The following is an 18,590-nucleotide window of genomic DNA, read 5'->3' on the forward strand; positions in this document are numbered from 1 at the left end:
TGGTCCTTGGGGATCAGCCGATCGTCGACAGACGGAAGATCATGCGGTGGTGATAGGGATGCGCGGGGTCGACCCGCGCCGATCCGAACGCCTGCTGGTTGGGCGTATCGGGGAACTTCTGCGGTTCGAGCGCGATGCCGTCACCCATGCGATAGAGATGGCCCGATTTGCCGATCAGCGTGCCGTCGAGGAAGTTGCCGGTATAGACCTGCACCCCGGGCTGATCGCTCCACACCTCCAGCGCGCGGCCAGAGGCGGGGTCTTCGAGCCGCGCGGCAAGCTTGGGCTCCTTGGTCGCGCCGGCATCGAGCACGAAATTGTGATCGAACCCGCGCCCCGCGACGATCTGCGCGTCGCGGCCATCGCGCAGCCCGTCCTCGATGATCTTGCCGCGGGTGAAATCGAACACCGTGCCCGCGACCGGCTTCAGCTCGCCGGTCGGGATCAACGCGGCGTTGACCGGGGTATAGCGGCTCGCCGGGATCGTCAGGCGATGCCCGTTGATGCCGCCCGGCGCGCCCTCGCCCGCAAGGTTGAAGATCGCATGATTGGTGAGGTTGACGATCGTCGGCGCGTCGGTGGTCGCGTCATAATCGATCGTCAGGTCGCCGGCATCGTCGAGCATATAGGTCGCGGTGACCTTGAGCGTGCCGGGATAGCCCTGATCGCCCGCCGGGCTGGTCAGCGCGAAGGTGACGCTCGCCTTGGCGCCGCTCTTCACCGCGACGACGCGCCAGTTGAGCTTGTCGAACCCCTTGGTCCCGCCGTGGAGCGAATTGGCCTTGTCGTTCTGCGCGAGCTGATAGCTTTTGCCGTCGAGCGTAAAGCGGCCGCCGGCGATGCGATTGGCATAGCGACCGACGCTCGCCCCCCAATAATTGGGGTGATCGGCATAGCGCTGGATATCGTCATAGCCGAGCTCGACATCGGCGAGCTTGCCCGCGCGATCGGGCATCATCAATTGCTGCAAGGTCGCGCCGAAGCTGATGATCCGCGCCGAGATGCCGCGCGCATTCGACAGCGTCACCGCCTCGACAATCGTCCCGTCGGCCAGCTTGCCCGCCGTCTCGCGTTTCGCCTCCGCCGCCTGGGCCGAGGTGCCCGCCAGCAGCATCGCGATCGCCAGCGCCATCGCGCCCCCGCGCATCACTCCCCGCATCAACCCGTTCCTTCTATAGCGCACGCGCCCGTTGACGCCTGCTCGCGGTTTATATAGTCCGACAAATGAAAGCGGAGCAAGCCACTGTTTGATGGCCTTGCGCTCAGGGAGAGTGAGATGGCCGTAGCGCCCAGCACGACAGTGATCCCCAGCGAGGCGCCGGCATCGGCGCGGACCAATTACGCCCCGGCGCTGACCCTGCTCGCCAGCCTGTTCTTCATGTGGGGCTTCATCACCGTCATCAACAACACCTTGCTGCCGCATCTGCGCGCGGTGTTCGACCTGAGCTACACCCAGACGACGCTGATCGAATCGGTGTGGTTCATCGCCTATTTCGTCGCCTCGATCCCTTCGGCGAAGCTGATCGAGCGGATCGGCTATCAGAAGTCACTCGTCACCGGATTGCTGATCATGGCGGCGGGGTCGCTCGGGATGATGCTCGCCGCGAGCATTCCGAGCTATGGCGTCACGCTCGTCATGCTGTTCGTCATCGCCAGCGGCATCACCTTGCTGCAGGTCGCGGCCAACCCCTATGTCGCGGTGGTCGGCAAGCCCGAGACCGCCTCGTCGCGGCTCAATCTGGTGCAGGCGATGAATTCGGCCGGGACGATGCTCGCGCCGATGTTCGGCGCCTATCTCATCCTCGGCCGGTCGAAGAGCGGCACCGCCGAGGCGGGCGCGGTGATCAGCCAGGCCGATCGCCTCGCCGACGCGCATTCGGTGATCCTGCCTTATGGCCTTGTCGCGGCGGTGCTGGTGGTGCTGGCGATCGTCATCGCGCGCTTCCCGTTGCCGGCGATGGGCAATGCCACCAGCCGCGTCGCCAAGGAGGAGCGCCGCCAGCATTCGCTGTGGAAGCACCGCAACCTCGTGTTCGGCGTGCCGGCGATCTTCATCTATCTGATCGCCGAGATCGGCGTCGCCAATCTGTTCGTCAATTTCGTCAGCCAGCCGCAGATCGCCAACCTCACGCATGAGGCGGCGGGGCGTTACCTCACCTTCCTGTGGGGCGGGATGATGGTCGGGCGATTCGTCGGCTCGGCGATCATGCAGCGGGTGCGCGCCGAGACGGTGCTCGCCGCGGTATCGGTCGGCGCGTTCGTGGTGATGATGATCACCGTCTTCGCGCACGGCCCGGTCGCGATGTGGTCGCTGATCCTCGTCGGGCTGTTCCATTCGATCATGTTCCCGACGATCTTCACGCTCGGGATCAAGGGATTGGGCCCGCTGACCGAGGAAGGCTCGGGGCTGCTGATCATGGCGATCGCGGGCGGGGCGTTGGTGATCGTCCAGGGGTGGCTGGCCGACCGCTTCGGCCTGCAATGGTCGTTCCTGCTCACCGCCGCATGCGAGCTCTATATCCTGTTCTATGCGCTGTGGGGGGCGAAACCGACGGGTCAGGTGGAGGGATAACGCCTCTTCTTCCTCCCCTCCCTGGTGAAGGGAGGGGAGGAGCGTTCGCCTCAGGCGCCCTCCCCGCTTTCCGCCCCCGGCATCACGCTGCGCGTATCCTCGAGCGCGAGATCGACCAGCACGCGCATCGCCGCGCTCGCCGCATCGCCGTCACCCGCGAGGATCGCGTCATAGACCTTGGCGTGATCGGGAATCGGGTTACGCGGCAAAGCGCGGGCGCGTTGCTTATATTGCGTCGTCCAATGCACCGCCGCGCCGATGCTCGCGCTGAGCATCTTGATCGCGTCGTTGCGCGTCGCCTGGAGGATCGCGTCGTGGAAATCGCGGTCGGCGGCACGCCCGGCGTCGGTCGCCAGCGTATGCCGGCGCATTCCGGCGAGCGCCTCCTTCATCTTGCGCAGATCCTCGCGATCGCGCCGCTCCGCCGCGAAGCGCGCCGCGGCGGGCTCGACCACTGCGCGCAACTCGAACAGGTCGCGGATCAACTGCATGTCGGGCTCGCCGGCAAAGGCCCAGGCGAGCACATCGGGATCGAGCAGCCGCCAGCGTTCGCGCGGCAGCACCTTGGTCCCCGCCTTGGGCCGGCTTTCGACCAGCCCCTTCGCCGCCAGCACCTGCACCGCCTCGCGATAGGCGCCGCGCGACACGTCGAGCGCCTCGGAAAATTCGACCTCGCTCGACAGCACGTCGCCCGGCGCATATTCGCCCGAGAGGATCGCGACCCCGAGCTTATAGGCGATCGCGCCGTGCAGCCGCCGCCCCGTCCCGCGTGGCTGGCGCTGCGCCCCCGGCTCGGCGGCGCCGTCGTGATGTGCGTCCGGTAAGTCTTTCATCAGCCCTCTCATTCTCAGCCGTAGCGTCCATCGCGGGCAAGTGGAACACCGATTGCGTTTCTCCCGACACCGTAATAAGTAGGAGTAATAAGGAGAAGCCCATGAATGCGCAAATCGCCCAATTCCATTCGATCGACGCGCGGACGGGCGAAGCGTCGCAAGCGTTCGACGCGCATGGCATCGACGATGTCGCCGCCGCCTGCGCCGCCGCCGACGCCGCATTCGAGGCCTATCGCCACACCGGGCGCGAGGAGCGCGCGGCCTTTCTCGAACGGATCGGCGCCGAGATCATCGCGATCGGCGACACGTTGATCGAGACCGCGATGCGCGAAAGCGGGCTGCCGCGCGCGCGACTCGAGGGCGAGCGCGGGCGCACCGTCGGCCAGCTCAAGATGTTCGCCGATGTCGTGCGGCGCGGCGAGTGGCTGGGGGTGCGCATCGACCCCGCGCTGCCCGATCGCCAGCCGCTGCCGCGCCCGGACCTGCGCTTGCGGATGATCCCGCTCGGCCCGGTCGCGGTGTTCGGCGCGTCGAATTTTCCGCTCGCTTTCTCGACCGCCGGCGGCGACACCGCCGCCGCGCTCGCCGCCGGTTGCCCGGTGGTGGTGAAGGGTCATCCCGCCCATCCGGCGACCGGCGCGCTGGTCGCCGATGCGATCCGCCGCGCGGTCGAAGCGTCGGGGCTGCCGGCGGGGGTGTTCCAGCATCTCGTCGGGCCGGGCAACGAACTCGGCAGCGCCCTGGTGCAGGACCCGCGGATCACGGCGGTCGGCTTCACCGGCTCGCGCGTCGGCGGGCTCGCACTGCTGCGGCTGGCGCAGAACCGCCCGGTGCCGATCCCGGTCTATGCCGAAATGTCGAGCGTCAACCCGGTCGTGCTGCTGCCGCATGCGCTGGCGTCCCATGGCGCGGCCTTGGGCAGCGCGTTCGTCGCCTCGCTGACGATGGGCGCGGGGCAATTCTGCACCAACCCCGGGCTCGTGCTGGCGATCGAGGGCGACGGACTCGACGCCTTCGTCGCGGCAGCAGCGGGCGCGGTGCAGGAGAGCGCGGCGAGCACGATGCTCACCCCTGCGATCCACGCCGCCTATGACAAGGGCGTCGCGGCGCTCGCGCAGCACGATCGCGTCGAAACGGTCGCGCGCGGCTGCGCCGCAACCGCGCCCCATGACGGCGCCGCCGCCCTCTTCGCCACCACCGCCGACGCCTATCTCGCCGATGCGGCGCTGGGGCACGAGGTGTTCGGCGCCGCATCGGTGCTGGTGCGCTGCCGCGACGAGGCTGAACTGGCGCGCGTGCTCGCCGCCGCCGAAGGCCAGCTTACCGCGACGCTCCAGATGGATGCCGAGGACGAAGCGCTCGCCGCGCGGCTGCTGCCGATCCTCGAGCGCAAGGCCGGGCGGATCCTCGCCAACGGCTGGCCCACCGGCGTGGAAGTGACGCATGCGATGGTCCACGGCGGCCCCTATCCCGCGACGTCGGACAGCCGCACCACCTCTGTCGGCAGCCTTGCGATCGACCGCTTCCTGCGGCCGGTTTCCTATCAGAACCTCAGCCAGTCGGTGCTTCCCGCCGACCTGCGCGATGCCGGCGCCGCGGACCTGCCGCGGTTGATCGACGGCAAGCGCGCCTGACCTTGCCATGACATGCGCCGCCCCGGTGAGGGCGGCGCGCGCGATTAGGAGAGTGATTTCGTGACCCTACGCTTGTTGCAGCATCGCGACGCCAGCGGCGCGCGCGCGGTGATCGCCGCGACCGATGACCGTGCCGCCTTCGTCAACAATGTCGAGACGATCCGCGCGCTGGCGCTGCAGGCGATCGCCGCCGGCACCGATCTCGCCGGCGCGATCGCCGCCAACGGCACCGGCGCCGCGGTCGATATCGCCACCGAATATGCCGCGGGGCATATCATCGCGCCGATCGATCATGCCGATCCCGCTCATCTGATCCTCGCCGGCACCGGGCTCACCCATCTCGGCTCGGCCGAGGGGCGCGACAAGATGCACCGCGACGCAGCAGCCGCGCAGACCGATTCGATGCGGATGTTCCTCGAAGGGGTCGAGGGCGGCAAGCCCGCGGCAGGCGCGATCGGGCAGCAGCCCGAATGGTTCTACAAGGGCGACGGCTCGCAGCTCGTCGCGCCGGGCGAGGCGCTGACGATGCCGAGCTTCGCGCAGGACGGCGGCGAGGAACCCGAGCTCGCCGGCATCTATATCATCGGGCCGGACGGCACCCCGTTCCGCCTCGGCCTGGCGCTCGCCAACGAGTTCAGCGATCATGTGACCGAGCGGCACAATTATCTGTGGCTCGCGCATTCCAAGCTGCGCCAAGCCGCGCTCGGCCCCGAGCTTCTGGTCGGCGATCTTCCCGATCATGTCGAGGGCAGCTGCCGCATCCGCCGCGACGGCGCGATCCTGTGGGAGAAGCCGTTCCTGTCGGGCGAGGCGAACATGTCGCACAGTTTCGCCAATCTCGAACATCATCATTTCAAATACGATCTGTTCCGCCGTCCGGGCGATATCCACGTCCATTTCTTCGGCACCGCCACCCTCTCCTTCACCGACATGATCCGCACGCGCGAAGGCGATGTGTTCGAGATCGAGGCGCGGCCCTTCACCCTGCCGCTGCGCAACCCCCTCGCCCGCGCCGCGGAACGGCCGGTCGCGGTCAAGGCGCTCTGAGCGATGGAGCCGACCCGCATCGCCCTTGTCGGGATGGGCAAGATCGCGCGCGACCAGCATCTCCCGGCGATCGCCGGCGATGCCGGTTTCAGCCTCGCCGCCACCGTCAGCCCGCACGATCGCGGGATCGACGGCATCCCGCATCTCGACAGCCTTGACGATCTGCTCGCCAACGGGCCGGCGGTCGATGCGGTCGCGCTCTGTACCCCGCCGCAGGTCCGCTACGATCTCGCCACGCTGGCGCTGAAGCGCGGCATCCACGTCTTCCTCGAGAAACCCCCCGGCGCGACGCTGGCCGAGGTCGATGTGCTGCAGGAGCGCGCGCGCAAGACCGGATCGACGCTGTTCGCCGCCTGGCATTCGCGCTTCGCCGCCGGGGTCGCCCCGGCGCGCGCCTGGCTCGCCGACCGGCATGTCAGCAAGGTCGAGATCGTGTGGCGCGAGGATGTCCGCGTATGGCATCCGGGGCAGGCGTGGATCTGGGAACCGGGCGGGCTCGGGGTGTTCGATCCGGGGATCAACGCTTTGTCGATCGCGACGCATATCCTGCCGCGCCCGTTCTTCCTCCGCTCGGGGACGCTCGAACTGCCCGCGAACCGCGCCGCGCCGATCGCCGCGCAATTGCTATTCTGTGACGCCGCGGGCGCGCCGATCTCGATGGACCTCGATTGGCGCCAGACCGGCCCGCAAAGCTGGGACATCACGATCGAGACCGACGCGGGCACCTGCAAGCTGACCCGCGGCGGATCGGTGCTGACGCTGCCGAGCGGCACCGAGCATAGCGAGGATCGCGAATATGCCGGGCTCTACGCGCGCTTCGCGACGCTGATCCGCACCGGGCGCAGCGATGTCGATACCGGGCCGCTCAAGCTCGTCGCCGACGCCTTCCTCCGCGCGCGGCGCGAGACCGTCGAAGCATTCGTCGAATAAAAGGGAAAAACCAATGAAGGTCTGGAAGGCGATCGCCGCCACCTTGCTGCTGTCGACCGCCGCGATCGGCACCGCGCAGACGACCCCCGATGCCCCGGCGCGCGCGACGCTCCACGCCGATACGCCGGGCGCGACCTATGATCGCCGCATCTTCACCCAGTTCGCCGAGCATCTCGGCCACGGCATTTACGGCGGGCTGTGGGTCGGGCCGAAGTCGAAGATCCCCAATACGCGCGGCTTCCGCAACGATGTCGTCGCAGCGCTGAAGGAGATCGGCGTGCCGGTGGTGCGCTGGCCCGGCGGGTGTTTCGCCGACGAATATCACTGGCGCGAAGGGATCGGGCCGCAGGCCAAGCGCCCGGTCAAGATCAACACCCATTGGGGCGGCGTCACCGAGCCCAACAGCGTCGGCACGCATGAGTTCATGGAGCTGATGAGCCAGCTCGGCGCCGAGCCCTATATCGCGGGCAATGTCGGCGACGGCACCCCGCGCGAAATGGCCGAGTGGGTCGAATATATGACCGCGCCCGCCGGCAGCCTCGCCGACGAGCGCGCCGCGAACGGCCACAAGGCGCCGTGGGCGGTGCCCTATTTCGGGGTGGGCAACGAATTATGGGGCTGCGGCGGCAATATGCGCGCCGAATTCGCCGCCGACGAGACGCGGCGTTATGCGACCTTCATCAAGGCGCCGGCGGGAACCAAGATCCTCAAGATCGCCTCGGGCGCCAATGTCGACGATTACACCTGGACCGAGACGATGATGCGCGTCGCGGGCGAGCAGGTCGACGGGCTGTCGCTGCATTATTACACGATCCCGGGGGGCTGGCCGCCCAAGGCCTCGGCGGTCGATTTCGACGAGACGGGCTGGGCCGAGACGCTCTCCGAAGCCAATCGGATGGACGAGCTGATCAAGCGCCACAGCGCGATCATGGACCGTTACGACCCCAAGAAGCGCGTGTTCCTCGCGGTCGACGAATGGGGCACCTGGTATGCCGGCGATCCGGGGACCAACCCCGGCTTCCTGCGCCAGCAGAACAGCCTGCGCGACGCGTTGGTCGCGGCGATCCACCTCAACATCTTCGCCCGCCACGCCGATCGCGTGCGGATGAGCGCGATCGCGCAGATGGTCAACGTACTCCAGGCGATGATCCTGACCGACGACGCGAAGATGGTCCGCACCCCGACCTATTGGGTGTTCGCGATGTACAAGCCCTATATGGACGCGACGGTGCTGCCGATCGACATCGCCTCGCCCGGCTATGGCGCAGGCAAATGGTCGATGCCGGCGGTGAGCGGCTCGGCGGTGCGCGACAAGGCGGGGAAGGTGCATGTCGGGCTCGCCAATGCCGATCCGCACCGCGCGATCACCGTCGAGATCAAGCTCGACGGGGTCAATGCCGCGACGGCGAGCGGCCGCGTGCTGACCGCGGCGCAGATGAATGCGCACAATGATTTCGCCGCGCCCGATGCGGTGAAGCCGGCGGCATTCGGTGACGCGCGCATCGCCGGCGACACGCTCACCGTCACGCTGCCGGCCAAGTCGGTGGTGATGCTCGATCTGCAATGAAACGCGGGCTGGTCCTGTCGGCCGCGCTGGCGCTCGCCGCGCCCGCCGCCGCGCAATCGCTTAACGCGCGGCTGGCGGGCGATCTCGTGCCGACCCACGATCCGGTGATCGCGCGCGAGGGCGACACCTATTACGTGTTCGGCACCGGGCTCGATTCACGCAGCTCGACCGATCTCGTCCATTGGCAGGCGGGGCCGAAGCTGATCGAGCATCTCCCCGATTGGGCGACCAAATTGATCCCCGGCGCGCAGGGCGCCTGGGCACCTGACATCAGCCGGGTCGACGGGCGCTGGCGGCTCTATTATTCGGTCTCGACCTTCGGCTCGAACCGTTCGGCGATCGGCCTCGCCACCAGCCCCACGCTCGATCCCAGGGCGCCCGGCTATGGCTGGCGCGACGAGGGGCTGGTGCTGCAATCGACCCCCGCGAGCGATTACAATGCGATCGACCCCAATTTCGTGATCGATGCCGAGGGGCGCCACTGGCTGACCTTTGGCAGCTTCTGGAGCGGGATCAAGCTCGTCCGGCTGAACTCCGCGACCGGCAAGCCGCTCGACCCCGCCGCCGCCCCGATCGGCATCGCGCGGCGGCCGGCCCCGGCCGGTGCGCCCGCCCCGATCGAGGCGCCGTTCATTCTGCGCCACGGCGGCTGGTATTGGCTGTTCGCCTCTTACGATTATTGCTGCAAGGGCGCGAACAGCACTTATTACACCGTGGTGAGCCGCGCCAAGGCGATCACCGGCCCTTATCTCGGCAAGGACGGCAGCGCGATGCTGCAGGGCGGCGGCACGATCTTCCTGCGCGCCGATCTGACCGAGAAACAGCGCTTCCGCGGCCCCGGCCATCCCGGCTTCCTGCATGACAAGGACGGCGCCGATTATGTCGTCTACCACGCCTATGACCGTGAGAACAAAGGCGCCCCGACGCTGAGGATCGCCCCGATCCGCTGGGGTGCGGACGGCTGGCCCGTAGCAGAGGATTGATCGCATGATGTCGCTTACCCGCCGTGGTTTCATCGGCGCCACCGCCGCGCTTGCCGCTTTGCCCGCCGCCGCCGCGCGGCGCCCGGCCGCCCCTGCGATCGTCAATCCCTTGGTCCGCCAGCGCGCCGATGCGCAGGTGTTCCGCCACAGCGACGGCGATTATTACATGACCGGCTCGGTCCCGGAATATGACCGGCTGGTGCTGCGCCGTTCGCCCACCCTCGCCGGGCTCGCCACCGCCGAGGAGCGCGTGCTGTGGCGGCATCTTTCGAGTGGGCCGATGTCGGGGTTCATCTGGGCGCCCGAGCTGCATTTGGTCGACGGTCGCTGGACGATGTATTTCGCCGCGGGGCCGAGCGGCGGCGGCGAGGATGTGTTCCGCATCCGCACCTTCGCGCTTCAGTGCGACGGCGCCGATGCGATGACGGGCCAATGGTCGGTGCTCGGCCAGCTCCAGACCGAATGGGATACGTTCACGCTCGATTCGACCTCGTTCGTCCACCGCGGCCGGCGCTATCTCGCCTGGGCGCAGCGCGAACCGGGGATCGAGACCAATTCCAACCTCTATCTCGCCCCGCTCGCCACCCCGCTGACGCTCGCCGCCAAGCCGGCGCGGCTCTCGGTGCCGACGCTCGACTGGGAGATTCAGGGCTTCAAGGTCAATGAGGCGCCCGCGCTGCTGGCGCGCAACGGCCGGCTGTTCATGACCTATTCGGCGAGCGCGACCGACGCGCGTTACTGCATGGGGATGCTCACCTGCCGCGACGATGCCGACATCATGGACCCGGCCAATTGGGCCAAATCGCCGGTGCCGGTGTTCAAATCCTCGCCCGAGCACAAGGTGTGGGGGCCGGGGCACAACAGCTTCACCACCGACGAGCGCGGGCGCGACATTCTGGTCTATCACGCGCGCGATTACGAGAAGATCGAGGGCGATCCGCTGTTCGACCCCAATCGCCACACCCGCGCCCAGCCGATCGATTATCGCGCCGACGGGACGCCCGATTTCGGCGCGCCGGTGGCGAACGGGGTGCTGCGCTGGTAGTGATCGCCCGCGTTCCTTCCCGCCGTTCGGGCTGAGCTTGTCGAAGCCCTGCCGCTTTCTTCCGGCGAAGAAAGACAGCCCTTCGACAAGCTCAGGGCGAACGGAGCGTGGGCGAGCCCGATCAGCCCGCATCTCACCTGTGGCCGTGCAGCCACGCTTCTCTCCTACTCCGAGTTATTTATCGCGATTCCACGCTGGAGTCGCTTGACCTCCCTCGTCCGCGGTGCCAATGCGCGATTCCAATTTGTCGGACTAATAGCCGCGAACGAACGGCATTCTCTGGGGAGGTCTCCATGAATCGCAAGCCCATTATCCTCGGGTCGGTTTCCCTGCTCTCGCTGCTGCTGGCGGGCCCGGCGCTGGCGCAGACCGCCGCGGCGGACACCGATACGACGGCCGGCGACGATATCGTCGTCACCGGGGTGCGCGCCTCGATTGTCGGCGCGCTCAATGTCCGCAAGCAGTCGACCCAGATCGTCGATTCGATCGTCGCCGAAGACGTCGGCAAGCTGCCCGACAACAATGTCGTCGAGGCGCTGCAGCGCGTCACCGGTGTCCAGGTGACCGATCGCGGCAATGGCGAGGCGGGGACGATCTCGATCCGCGGGCTGCCCGATCCCGTGACGACCCTGAACGGGCGCAACATCTTCACCGCGGCGGGCCAGTCCTTCGCGCTGCAGGACGTTTCGGCGAACCTGATCAAGTCGGTCGACATCTACAAGACCCGCGCCGCCGACCAGCTCGAGACCGGGCTCGCCGGCCAGGTCGACATCAAGACGCGCCGTCCGTTCGATTTCAACGGCTTCGCCATCTCGGCGCTGGCGCGTGGCGTCTATAACGAACAGTCCGACAAGATCGACCCCAACGCCGCATTGCTGATCAGCGATCGCTGGACCACCGGGATCGGCGACATCGGCCTGCTCGTCAACGGCAGCTACAACAAGAGCCGCTACCGCACACAGAGCGTGACCGCGGGCGCATTCGTGCCGTTCGCGACCGAAAACCCGCCCGCCGGCTCGGGCTTCACCCCGCTGCAGCGGATCTTCGGCGGTTGGCCGGTCGGCACCAATGCCGGCCTGCCCACCGCGCCGGGTTCGACGCTCAATATCAACGGCGTCGACGTGCCTTATTATCTGTCGCGCGACGCGGTGTTCAGCACCGACCTGTACGGCGAACGCGAGCGGCCGTCGGTCAATGTCGCGCTGCAATGGGCGCCGAACAGCAGCTCGGTCTATACCGCCGAATTCTATTATTCGGGCTTCCGCGGCAAGACCTACAACGATCTGATGTTCAGCTTCGTCGACTGGTGGGGCAATCTCGGCAACAATCCCGGATCGACGATCCAGCTCTATCCGGGCACCAATATCGTCAAGTCACGCCAGGTCGGCAATGTCGCGGGCTTCAACAGCGGCGATTACGCGACCAATCGCACCGACAGCTTCGTCTATGCCTTGAACGGCAAATGGGACGTGGGCGACGGGCGCGGCAAGATCGTCGCCGATCTCGCCTATCAGACGAGCAAGAACCGCCAGACCTTCTTCGCGATGCGCACCTATCGCCCCGGGCTCGACGTCGATGTCGATTTCAACGCCGGCGGCGGCATCCCGTCGTACAAATTCGCCAACAGCGGCGTGCTCACCGATCCGGGCCAATGGACGCTCGGCGAATTGTACGACAACGCCAATCGCGACACCGGCAGCGCCGCGACCTTCACGCTCGACGGCGACTATAATTGGGACAGCGGCTTCCTGCGCCGCATCAAGGCGGGGATCCGCTACGATGCGCGCAAGGCCGACAGCTGGGTGCGCACGCAGGATGCCGGCATTCCGCTGAGCAACGGCGCGCCGATCCCGCTCACCGCGCTCGGCGCGTCGGGCGCCTTCACCAACAGCGGCTTCTTCGACGGGCTCGCCAGCGTCCCGACGAGCTGGGTCACCGCCAACACCCGCAACCTGTGGGGCGAGGCGGATACGATCCGCTCGCAATACGGGCTCGCCACCTCGAACGATCTGTTCCTCACCCACGTCTTCGCGGTCGATGAGAATACCATGTCGGCCTATATCATGGCCGACGGCGAGCTGACCGTGTTCGGCCGCCCGCTCAAGCTTGAGGCCGGGGTGCGCTATACCACCGTCTCGACGCATTTCTCGTTCACCGACCGCTATGCCGAAAACCCCACCCCGACCGCATCGGCCAATCATTCGGACCGGTTCCTGCCGAGCTTCACCGCGCGCTACGATTTGACCGACCGGCTCCATCTGCGGTTCAATTACGGCGAGACATTGCGTCGCCCGAACTTCAGCGACCTCAACCCCAATTACAATCTGACCGGCGATCTCACCGGCACCGGCAACGGCAGCGGGTCGGCGGGCAACCCCAATCTGCGCCCGACCGTCTCGCGCAATTACGACCTCGCGCTCGAATGGTATTTCGATCGCAGCAGCGCGATCTATGCCACCGGCTTCATCCGCGACGTCGACGGGCTGGTCGTGACACTGCCGTCGCGGCGCTATATCCCGAACAACGGGATTACCGCCGGCCCGACCGACTATTTCATCATCAACAGCCCGGTGAATGCGTCGAAGGGCGTGCTCAAGGGCGTCGAGCTCGGGCTCACCTATTTCCCGACCTATCTGCCGGGGCCGCTCAACGGGCTGGGCTTCGTCGGCAGCCTCACCCTGCTCGATTCGCATCAGAATATCCCCGAAGCGGATTCGGCCACCGGGCAGATCGTCGGCGAGAGCACCGCGCCCTTCTTCGGGGTATCGAACGTCTCGTACAATGCGACCTTGGCTTATGATCACGGCCCGATCGGCGCGCGGCTGTCGTACATCTGGCGCAAGGGCTTCATCCAGAGCAAGGAAGCCGCGCTGTTCGCCAATCCGATCGACATCTGGCGCAAGGCCGAGCGGAGCCTGGATTTCCAGCTGACCTATTCGGTCACCAAGGATCTCGGCGTGACCTTCGACGCGGTGAACCTCACCAAATCGAAGCAGCAGAATTATTATCGCTACGAGAATGTCGGCAATGCGACCGAATATAATCTCGGCACCACCTTGCTCCCGCGGACCTTCGCAGTCGGGGTGCGCTACACCTTCAAATGATCCCCGTCGGCCCGGTCGCTTTCCCCTCCCCGAGACCGGGTCGCTTCGGCGGACGCCGCACGCCACATTCCACGCCTGGCGGCGGCGTCCGCTAATTTTTGTCGGACGACGCGGGCATCGTGCGCGGTTTCGGCTTGATGCGGATCGCGAGCCGCAGCGGGAGCAGCATCTTCTCGGGCGGCGATTGCGCCAAGGTCAGCCCGACCAGCAGCGTCTGGAGGTCGTCATTGGCCGGATGCTGCGCGAAAGGCGCGTGCTCGATCCGCGTGATACGGCCGTTGGCGTCGATCCAGAAAGCGACCTTGAGCGTGATGCCCTCTTGGGGATTCGCGCCGGGCAATCGCGCGATATCGTTGGTCAGCCGCATCGCGGCGGGGGTCGTCGCCGATCAGCCGCGCGCGCACCGCCTCCGACACGATCCCGGCATAGGCGATCCACGCCGGCGGCGCGGCATCGGGCGAAATCGATTGCGGCGACACCGCGCCGGCCGGGCCGGACGCTACACCCAGCGCGGCGGCGAGCCCGGAAACGAAGCGGCGGAACGAACGGCGGCGATGCGGATCGGTCATGACGCGGCCCCTGGATGACCAATGACGCTATCGTGACACTCCCCGACGCGCCGCCTTATTCCGCCGCGGATCGCGCCGCATGCCGCCGTGGCGTTGCGCCCATCACGCGCTTGAAGGCGGTGTTGAACGCGCTCTCCGATTCATACCCCAGCGCGCGCGCGACCGCGCCAACGCGTTCGCCGCGCGACAGGCTGCGCCCGGCGAGCAGCATCCGCCACCGCGTGAGATAGTCGATCGGCCCGTCGCCGACCAATTGCCGGAAGCGCGCCGCGAAACTGGAGCGCGACATCCCGACCTCGGCCGCCAGCATCGCCACCGTCCAGCGCCGCGCCGGCTCGCGGTGGATCGCCGCGATCGCCGCCCCGATATGACGATCGCCCAGCGCGAACAGCCACCCCACCCCCTTGCCGGTATCGAGGTGAAGCCGCAGCGCCTGGACGAGGATCATATAGGCAAGCTGCTGGACGATCAGGAAACTGCCCGGCCGCGGGTCGCTCAGTTCCTGCCGCATCCGTTCGAACGCCCAGCGCAGCGTGGCGCGATCGGTTTCGCTTTGCAGATGAACGATCGGCGGCAGCATCCCGAGCAGCATCGCCGCCTGTTGCCCGGCGAGCGTGAAATGCCCGCCGATGATCGTCGCCCCGCCGCCGCCGTTGATCGTCGCCAGCGTGCCGTCGCCGCGCCCCGGCAGATGGCGCCGCCAGTCATCGGGCGGCAAGGCGAGGTCGCTGGCGACGCGGAACGGCAACCCGCGCGGCAGCAGGAAGCAATCGCCGGCTTTGAGGAACACGGGGTCACCCCCGCCCTCTACCGCGAGCCACGCCTCGCCCGCGGTCACCGCATAGCATTTGATCCCGTCATGCGCGCCGAAACGGATCGACCAGTCGCCACCGACATCGAACCCGCCGACGCGATAGCTTTGCGGCTCAAGCAGCGAAATGACGTCGGACAAAGGGTCCATTCCGGACGATCTCCAAGAAAGTGTGGACGATAGCGCATGGATCGTCCGGATACCATTTCCCATCTCCGGCGCGGGGCCGACCGGCCTCGCGCAATCAGGAGCATCATATGCGTATCTTCGTAACGGGGGCGAGCGGCTATGTCGGATCGGCGGCGGTGAAGGACATGGTGGCCGCGGGGCATGAGGTGATCGGCCTCGCGCGATCCGATGCCAGCGCGGCGGCGGTGCGCGCGCTGGGCGCCGAGCCGCTCCGCGGCGATCTGACCGATCTGGACAGCCTGCGCCGCGGCGCCGAACGCGCCGATGCAGTGGCGCATCTCGCCTTCAATCACGATTTCAGCACCTTCGCCGAGAACGGCCGGGTCGATGCGGCGGCGATCGCTGCAATGGGCGAGGCGCTGACCGGGACCGACAAGCCGATCGTGACGACATCGGGCACCGGCATGGTGGCGCAGGGCCAGCTCGCCACCGAGGATATGGTGCGCCCCGACACCGCGGATATGCCGCGTGTGTCCGAACAAGCGACGCGCAAGCTGCTCGACAAGGGCATCCGCGCGATGGTCGTACGGCTGCCGCAGGTCAACGGCCCGCACAATCACGGTTTCGTCCCGATCCTGATCCAGATCGCGCGCGCCAAAGGCTATGCCGCCTACGTCGGCGACGGCGCGAACCGCTGGCCGGCGTGCCATCGCGACGATGCCGCGCGCGTCTATCGGCTGGCGATCGAGAAAGGGCGCGCCGGGCGCAATTATCATGCGGTGGCCGAGGAAGGATTGGCGATGCGCGACCTGATGGAGGTGATCGCGCAGGGACTGGGGGTGCCGCTGCGCGCGATCGCACCCGACGAAGCGGCGGACTATTTCGGCTGGTTCGCGATGTTCGCGCAGATGGACAATCCCTCGTCGAGCGCGATCACCCGCGCCGAACTCGGCTGGCACCCGACCGGGCCGACCACCTTCGAGGATATGCGCAACGAAGATTATTTCGGCGCGGCATAACCGATCGGCAGGCGCGCCGCGCCCGCCCCGATCGTCTCGGCGAGGACGAACGCCGCGAGCATCGCGATCAGCAACAGGCTCGCGGCGACGCCCAGCCCGCTCCACCCCGACCAGCCGACGATCAGCCCGCCGAGCGGCGGCCCGATCAGCGCGCCGCCGGCGCCGAATTGCGTGATCAGGCCGTTGGCGGTGGCGATCCGCGGGTCGTCCGGCATGGTGGCGCCGGCCAGTTGCGGCAGCCGGGCGAAGACGATCGGCGGGACGAGGCCGCTCACCGTCACCGCAAGCACCGCAAGCGCCGCGCGGGTCAGGAGAGCGAGACCGTCGATCCGGTAAAGCGCCAGAACGAACGGCACCGTCGCGAGCAGCGAGACCGCGGCGATCGTCGCGCTGCGGCGCGCGCTCATGCGGTCGTTCCGCATCACCAGCATCGCGACCCCGGTGGCGGGCAGCACGCCGAGCGAGGCGCAGGCGGCGGACAGCGCGGACTGGCTCATCGTCGCCCCGGCCCGCTCGATCAGGAAGCTCGGCAAAAGCATCGTCAGCGCGCTGATGAAGATCGTGTAGAGCCCGAAGCCGAAGGTCGATGCCCAGGCGGCGGGCGCGGGCAATCTGATCGCGTGGATCGCCGAGTCGGCAATGCGGAAGCGCGCGACCAGCACGCCGCTCGCGACGATGAGCGAAACCCAGACCAGCGCGGTCCCCCGGATGCTGGTCACGGTCAAAAGGAATCCGCTGACCGCCGCCCCCGCCGCGATCCCGACCGGAACGAACGTGCTCCACAGCGCCAGCGCGCGCGGGCGGATCGCGTCGCTGGCGGTCGCAGCGATCGCGGTCGGCGCGGCGATCACCACGAAGAGATAACCGATGCCCTCCGCCGCGCGCGCGACGAACAATGTGGTCGCGCCCGTCGCGATTGCCTCGACCAGGCCGGTGCCCGCCAGAATGGCGAGCCCGAGCAGCAGGAAGCGATGAACGCTGACCCGAGCGAGCGCGAGGCCGGCGACGAAGCCGAACAAGGCTCCACCCACTTCGAGCAGCGAGATGAGCCAGCCGGCCTGCGAAAGCGTGAGCCCCAGCGTCGTCCGCATCAGCGGCGCGACGACCGCCATCCGCGCGAATTGCGCCGCCGCGAGAACGCCGATCAGCCAGAGCATGATGATAGAGGGCCATTGTCGGGTCACGCGCCGCGGCTAGCGGCGATGCCGCGCGCGGGCCACGAATAAAAGATACGCGCTCAGGCGAGCGTCGTCGTGATCCGGCCGATCAGCCCGTCCGCCAGCGGCACGGTCTCCCATTGCATCAGGCTGGGCAGGACCGGCACCTCGTCGCTGCCGTTATGCCCGGTCGAAAAGCGCAGTCGCTGGAAGGGCCGCTCATACCAGCCGCGGCGCGCGAGGCTTTCCTCCGCCGCGATGATCTCCGCGCTGGCGAACCGCCAGAGCGATCGGCCCAGCAACGCATCCCCTGCCCCGCCCCATTGCGCTTTGCGCGCCGGCGACGCCGCAAGCAGGCGATGCGTGGTATCGCACACCAGATGGACGGGGAGCGTCGAGGTTTCGATGAGCCGCCTGAGCGCGGCGTCGCCGTCATTGTCGGCGCGCGCCGCGATCATCGCGACGATCCGGTCGCGATGCGCCGCCTCCGGCTCGTGCGCGCCGCTTTCCCAGCGCGAGACGGTCGCCTGCGTGACCTCGAGCAGGTCGGCGACATGGCTTTGCTTCACCCCGTTCAGCCGCCGGTAGCGGCGCAAGGCTCTTCCCACGGGCAGGTCGTGAATCACCGTCCAACCATAGGATGTTTCATCCTTCGGCGCCAAGCGCGGAACGATGCGGTCGTCGGCACCGGCACAGCGGAGATTACGTCATCGCGTCGTAGATCCGCTCGCGCAGCGAGCGGCGGGAGAGCGCCTCGTCCAATCGATCGAGCGCGGCCGTGACGCCGCCGGCCTCCTGATCGAGCGCCGACGCCGCATCGTCGAACGCGCGCCAGAGCGAACCCAGTCGATCGACGAGCGCCTGGCCTTGCGGCGATAAGGCAAGAACACGGCGGCGGCCGTCGCTGCCGTCGGTGACGACATGGATATGCCCGGCCGCCTCGAGCGAGCGGCGGGTTTCGCTGACCGAGGCGTGGCTGATGCCCAGCGCATCGGCGAGCGCGCCGACCGCCATCGGGCCGTTTCGCGCAAGCTGATCGACCACGCCGAACCAGCGCTGCTCGAATGCGACGCCCGCCGCGGCATAGACCCGTGCCGCATCGGCATCGATCGCGGCGCTCAGCCGCCTCAGCCGGGCGCCGAGCGCGGCGCCGCCCATTTTCGCGGGATAGTCATTCGCTTCCTTCATTC

15 protein-coding genes and 1 pseudogene are annotated in these 18,590 nt (G+C 67.7%); 9 read left to right on the forward strand and 7 right to left on the reverse strand.

The window, feature by feature from the left end; translation table 11 throughout:
• Positions 1-13: 13 nt before the first annotated feature.
• The gene (locus NED98_RS01770) at positions 14-1,159 is read right to left on the reverse strand and encodes an aldose epimerase family protein (RefSeq protein ID WP_265311659.1); all 1,146 of its coding nucleotides are present in this window, start codon (positions 1,157-1,159) and stop codon (positions 14-16) included.
• 117 nt (positions 1,160-1,276) lie between these two features.
• Between NED98_RS01770 and NED98_RS01775 the strand changes: the two genes are divergently transcribed.
• Positions 1,277-2,572 carry a sugar MFS transporter gene (locus NED98_RS01775; RefSeq protein ID WP_265311660.1) on the forward strand — a complete coding sequence of 432 codons (1,296 nt, stop codon included), beginning with the start codon at positions 1,277-1,279 and terminating at the stop codon, positions 2,570-2,572.
• A gap of 50 nt (positions 2,573-2,622) precedes the next feature.
• Here the strand turns inward: NED98_RS01775 and NED98_RS01780 are convergent, their stop codons facing one another.
• Positions 2,623-3,405, reverse strand: coding sequence for a FadR/GntR family transcriptional regulator (locus NED98_RS01780; protein WP_265311661.1), 783 nt, complete (start codon positions 3,403-3,405; stop codon positions 2,623-2,625).
• A 101-nt stretch (positions 3,406-3,506) separates the two neighbouring features.
• On the opposite strand from NED98_RS01780, the gene NED98_RS01785 reads away from it, so the two are divergent.
• From NED98_RS01785 to NED98_RS01815, 7 genes and pseudogenes are all read left to right on the forward strand, one after another.
• The gene (locus NED98_RS01785) at positions 3,507-5,039 is read left to right on the forward strand and encodes an aldehyde dehydrogenase (NADP(+)) (protein ID WP_265311662.1); all 1,533 of its coding nucleotides are present in this window, start codon (positions 3,507-3,509) and stop codon (positions 5,037-5,039) included.
• A gap of 60 nt (positions 5,040-5,099) precedes the next feature.
• On the forward strand, positions 5,100-6,086 hold the full coding sequence (araD1, locus tag NED98_RS01790; protein ID WP_265311663.1) for an AraD1 family protein: 987 nt from the start codon (positions 5,100-5,102) through the stop codon (positions 6,084-6,086).
• Between the two features lie 3 nt (positions 6,087-6,089).
• Entirely contained in the window at positions 6,090-7,016 is a 927-nt protein-coding gene (locus NED98_RS01795; RefSeq protein WP_265311664.1) for a Gfo/Idh/MocA family protein, read from the forward strand.
• A 13-nt stretch (positions 7,017-7,029) separates the two neighbouring features.
• Positions 7,030-8,583, forward strand: coding sequence for an alpha-N-arabinofuranosidase (locus tag NED98_RS01800; protein ID WP_265311665.1), 1,554 nt, complete (start codon positions 7,030-7,032; stop codon positions 8,581-8,583).
• Entirely contained in the window at positions 8,580-9,566 is a 987-nt protein-coding gene (locus tag NED98_RS01805) for an arabinan endo-1,5-alpha-L-arabinosidase (RefSeq protein WP_265311666.1), read from the forward strand. The genes NED98_RS01800 and NED98_RS01805 overlap by 4 nt, the downstream gene beginning before the upstream one ends.
• 4 nt (positions 9,567-9,570) lie before the next feature.
• A pseudogene (locus tag NED98_RS01810) lies at positions 9,571-10,602 on the forward strand (glycoside hydrolase family 43 protein); the annotation flags it as partial.
• A 302-nt stretch (positions 10,603-10,904) separates the two neighbouring features.
• Positions 10,905-13,715 (forward strand): TonB-dependent receptor, encoded by a 2,811-nt coding sequence (locus NED98_RS01815; protein ID WP_265311667.1) that lies wholly within the window; start codon positions 10,905-10,907, stop codon positions 13,713-13,715.
• A gap of 91 nt (positions 13,716-13,806) precedes the next feature.
• Here the strand turns inward: NED98_RS01815 and NED98_RS01820 are convergent, their stop codons facing one another.
• The gene (locus NED98_RS01820; protein ID WP_265311668.1) at positions 13,807-14,082 is read right to left on the reverse strand and encodes a hypothetical protein; all 276 of its coding nucleotides are present in this window, start codon (positions 14,080-14,082) and stop codon (positions 13,807-13,809) included.
• Between the two features lie 257 nt (positions 14,083-14,339).
• On the reverse strand, positions 14,340-15,245 hold the full coding sequence (locus NED98_RS01825; RefSeq protein ID WP_265311669.1) for an AraC family transcriptional regulator: 906 nt from the start codon (positions 15,243-15,245) through the stop codon (positions 14,340-14,342).
• A 107-nt stretch (positions 15,246-15,352) separates the two neighbouring features.
• Between NED98_RS01825 and NED98_RS01830 the strand changes: the two genes are divergently transcribed.
• Positions 15,353-16,243, forward strand: coding sequence for an SDR family oxidoreductase (locus NED98_RS01830; RefSeq protein WP_265311670.1), 891 nt, complete (start codon positions 15,353-15,355; stop codon positions 16,241-16,243).
• Here the strand turns inward: NED98_RS01830 and NED98_RS01835 are convergent.
• The 3 genes from NED98_RS01835 to NED98_RS01845 form a co-directional block, all read right to left on the reverse strand.
• On the reverse strand, positions 16,225-17,400 hold the full coding sequence (locus tag NED98_RS01835) for an MFS transporter (RefSeq protein ID WP_265311671.1): 1,176 nt from the start codon (positions 17,398-17,400) through the stop codon (positions 16,225-16,227). The two genes, NED98_RS01830 and NED98_RS01835, sit on opposite strands and share 19 nt — an antisense overlap.
• Before the next feature lie 80 nt (positions 17,401-17,480).
• Positions 17,481-17,996 (reverse strand): helix-turn-helix domain-containing protein, encoded by a 516-nt coding sequence (locus NED98_RS01840; RefSeq protein WP_265311672.1) that lies wholly within the window; start codon positions 17,994-17,996, stop codon positions 17,481-17,483.
• A 106-nt stretch (positions 17,997-18,102) separates the two neighbouring features.
• The gene (locus NED98_RS01845; protein ID WP_265311673.1) at positions 18,103-18,588 is read right to left on the reverse strand and encodes a MarR family winged helix-turn-helix transcriptional regulator; all 486 of its coding nucleotides are present in this window, start codon (positions 18,586-18,588) and stop codon (positions 18,103-18,105) included.
• Positions 18,589-18,590 lie beyond the last annotated feature (2 nt).

Origin of the sequence: Sphingomonas lycopersici (genome assembly GCF_026130605.1) — a bacterium.
Taxonomy (GTDB): domain Bacteria; phylum Pseudomonadota; class Alphaproteobacteria; order Sphingomonadales; family Sphingomonadaceae; genus Sphingomonas; species Sphingomonas lycopersici.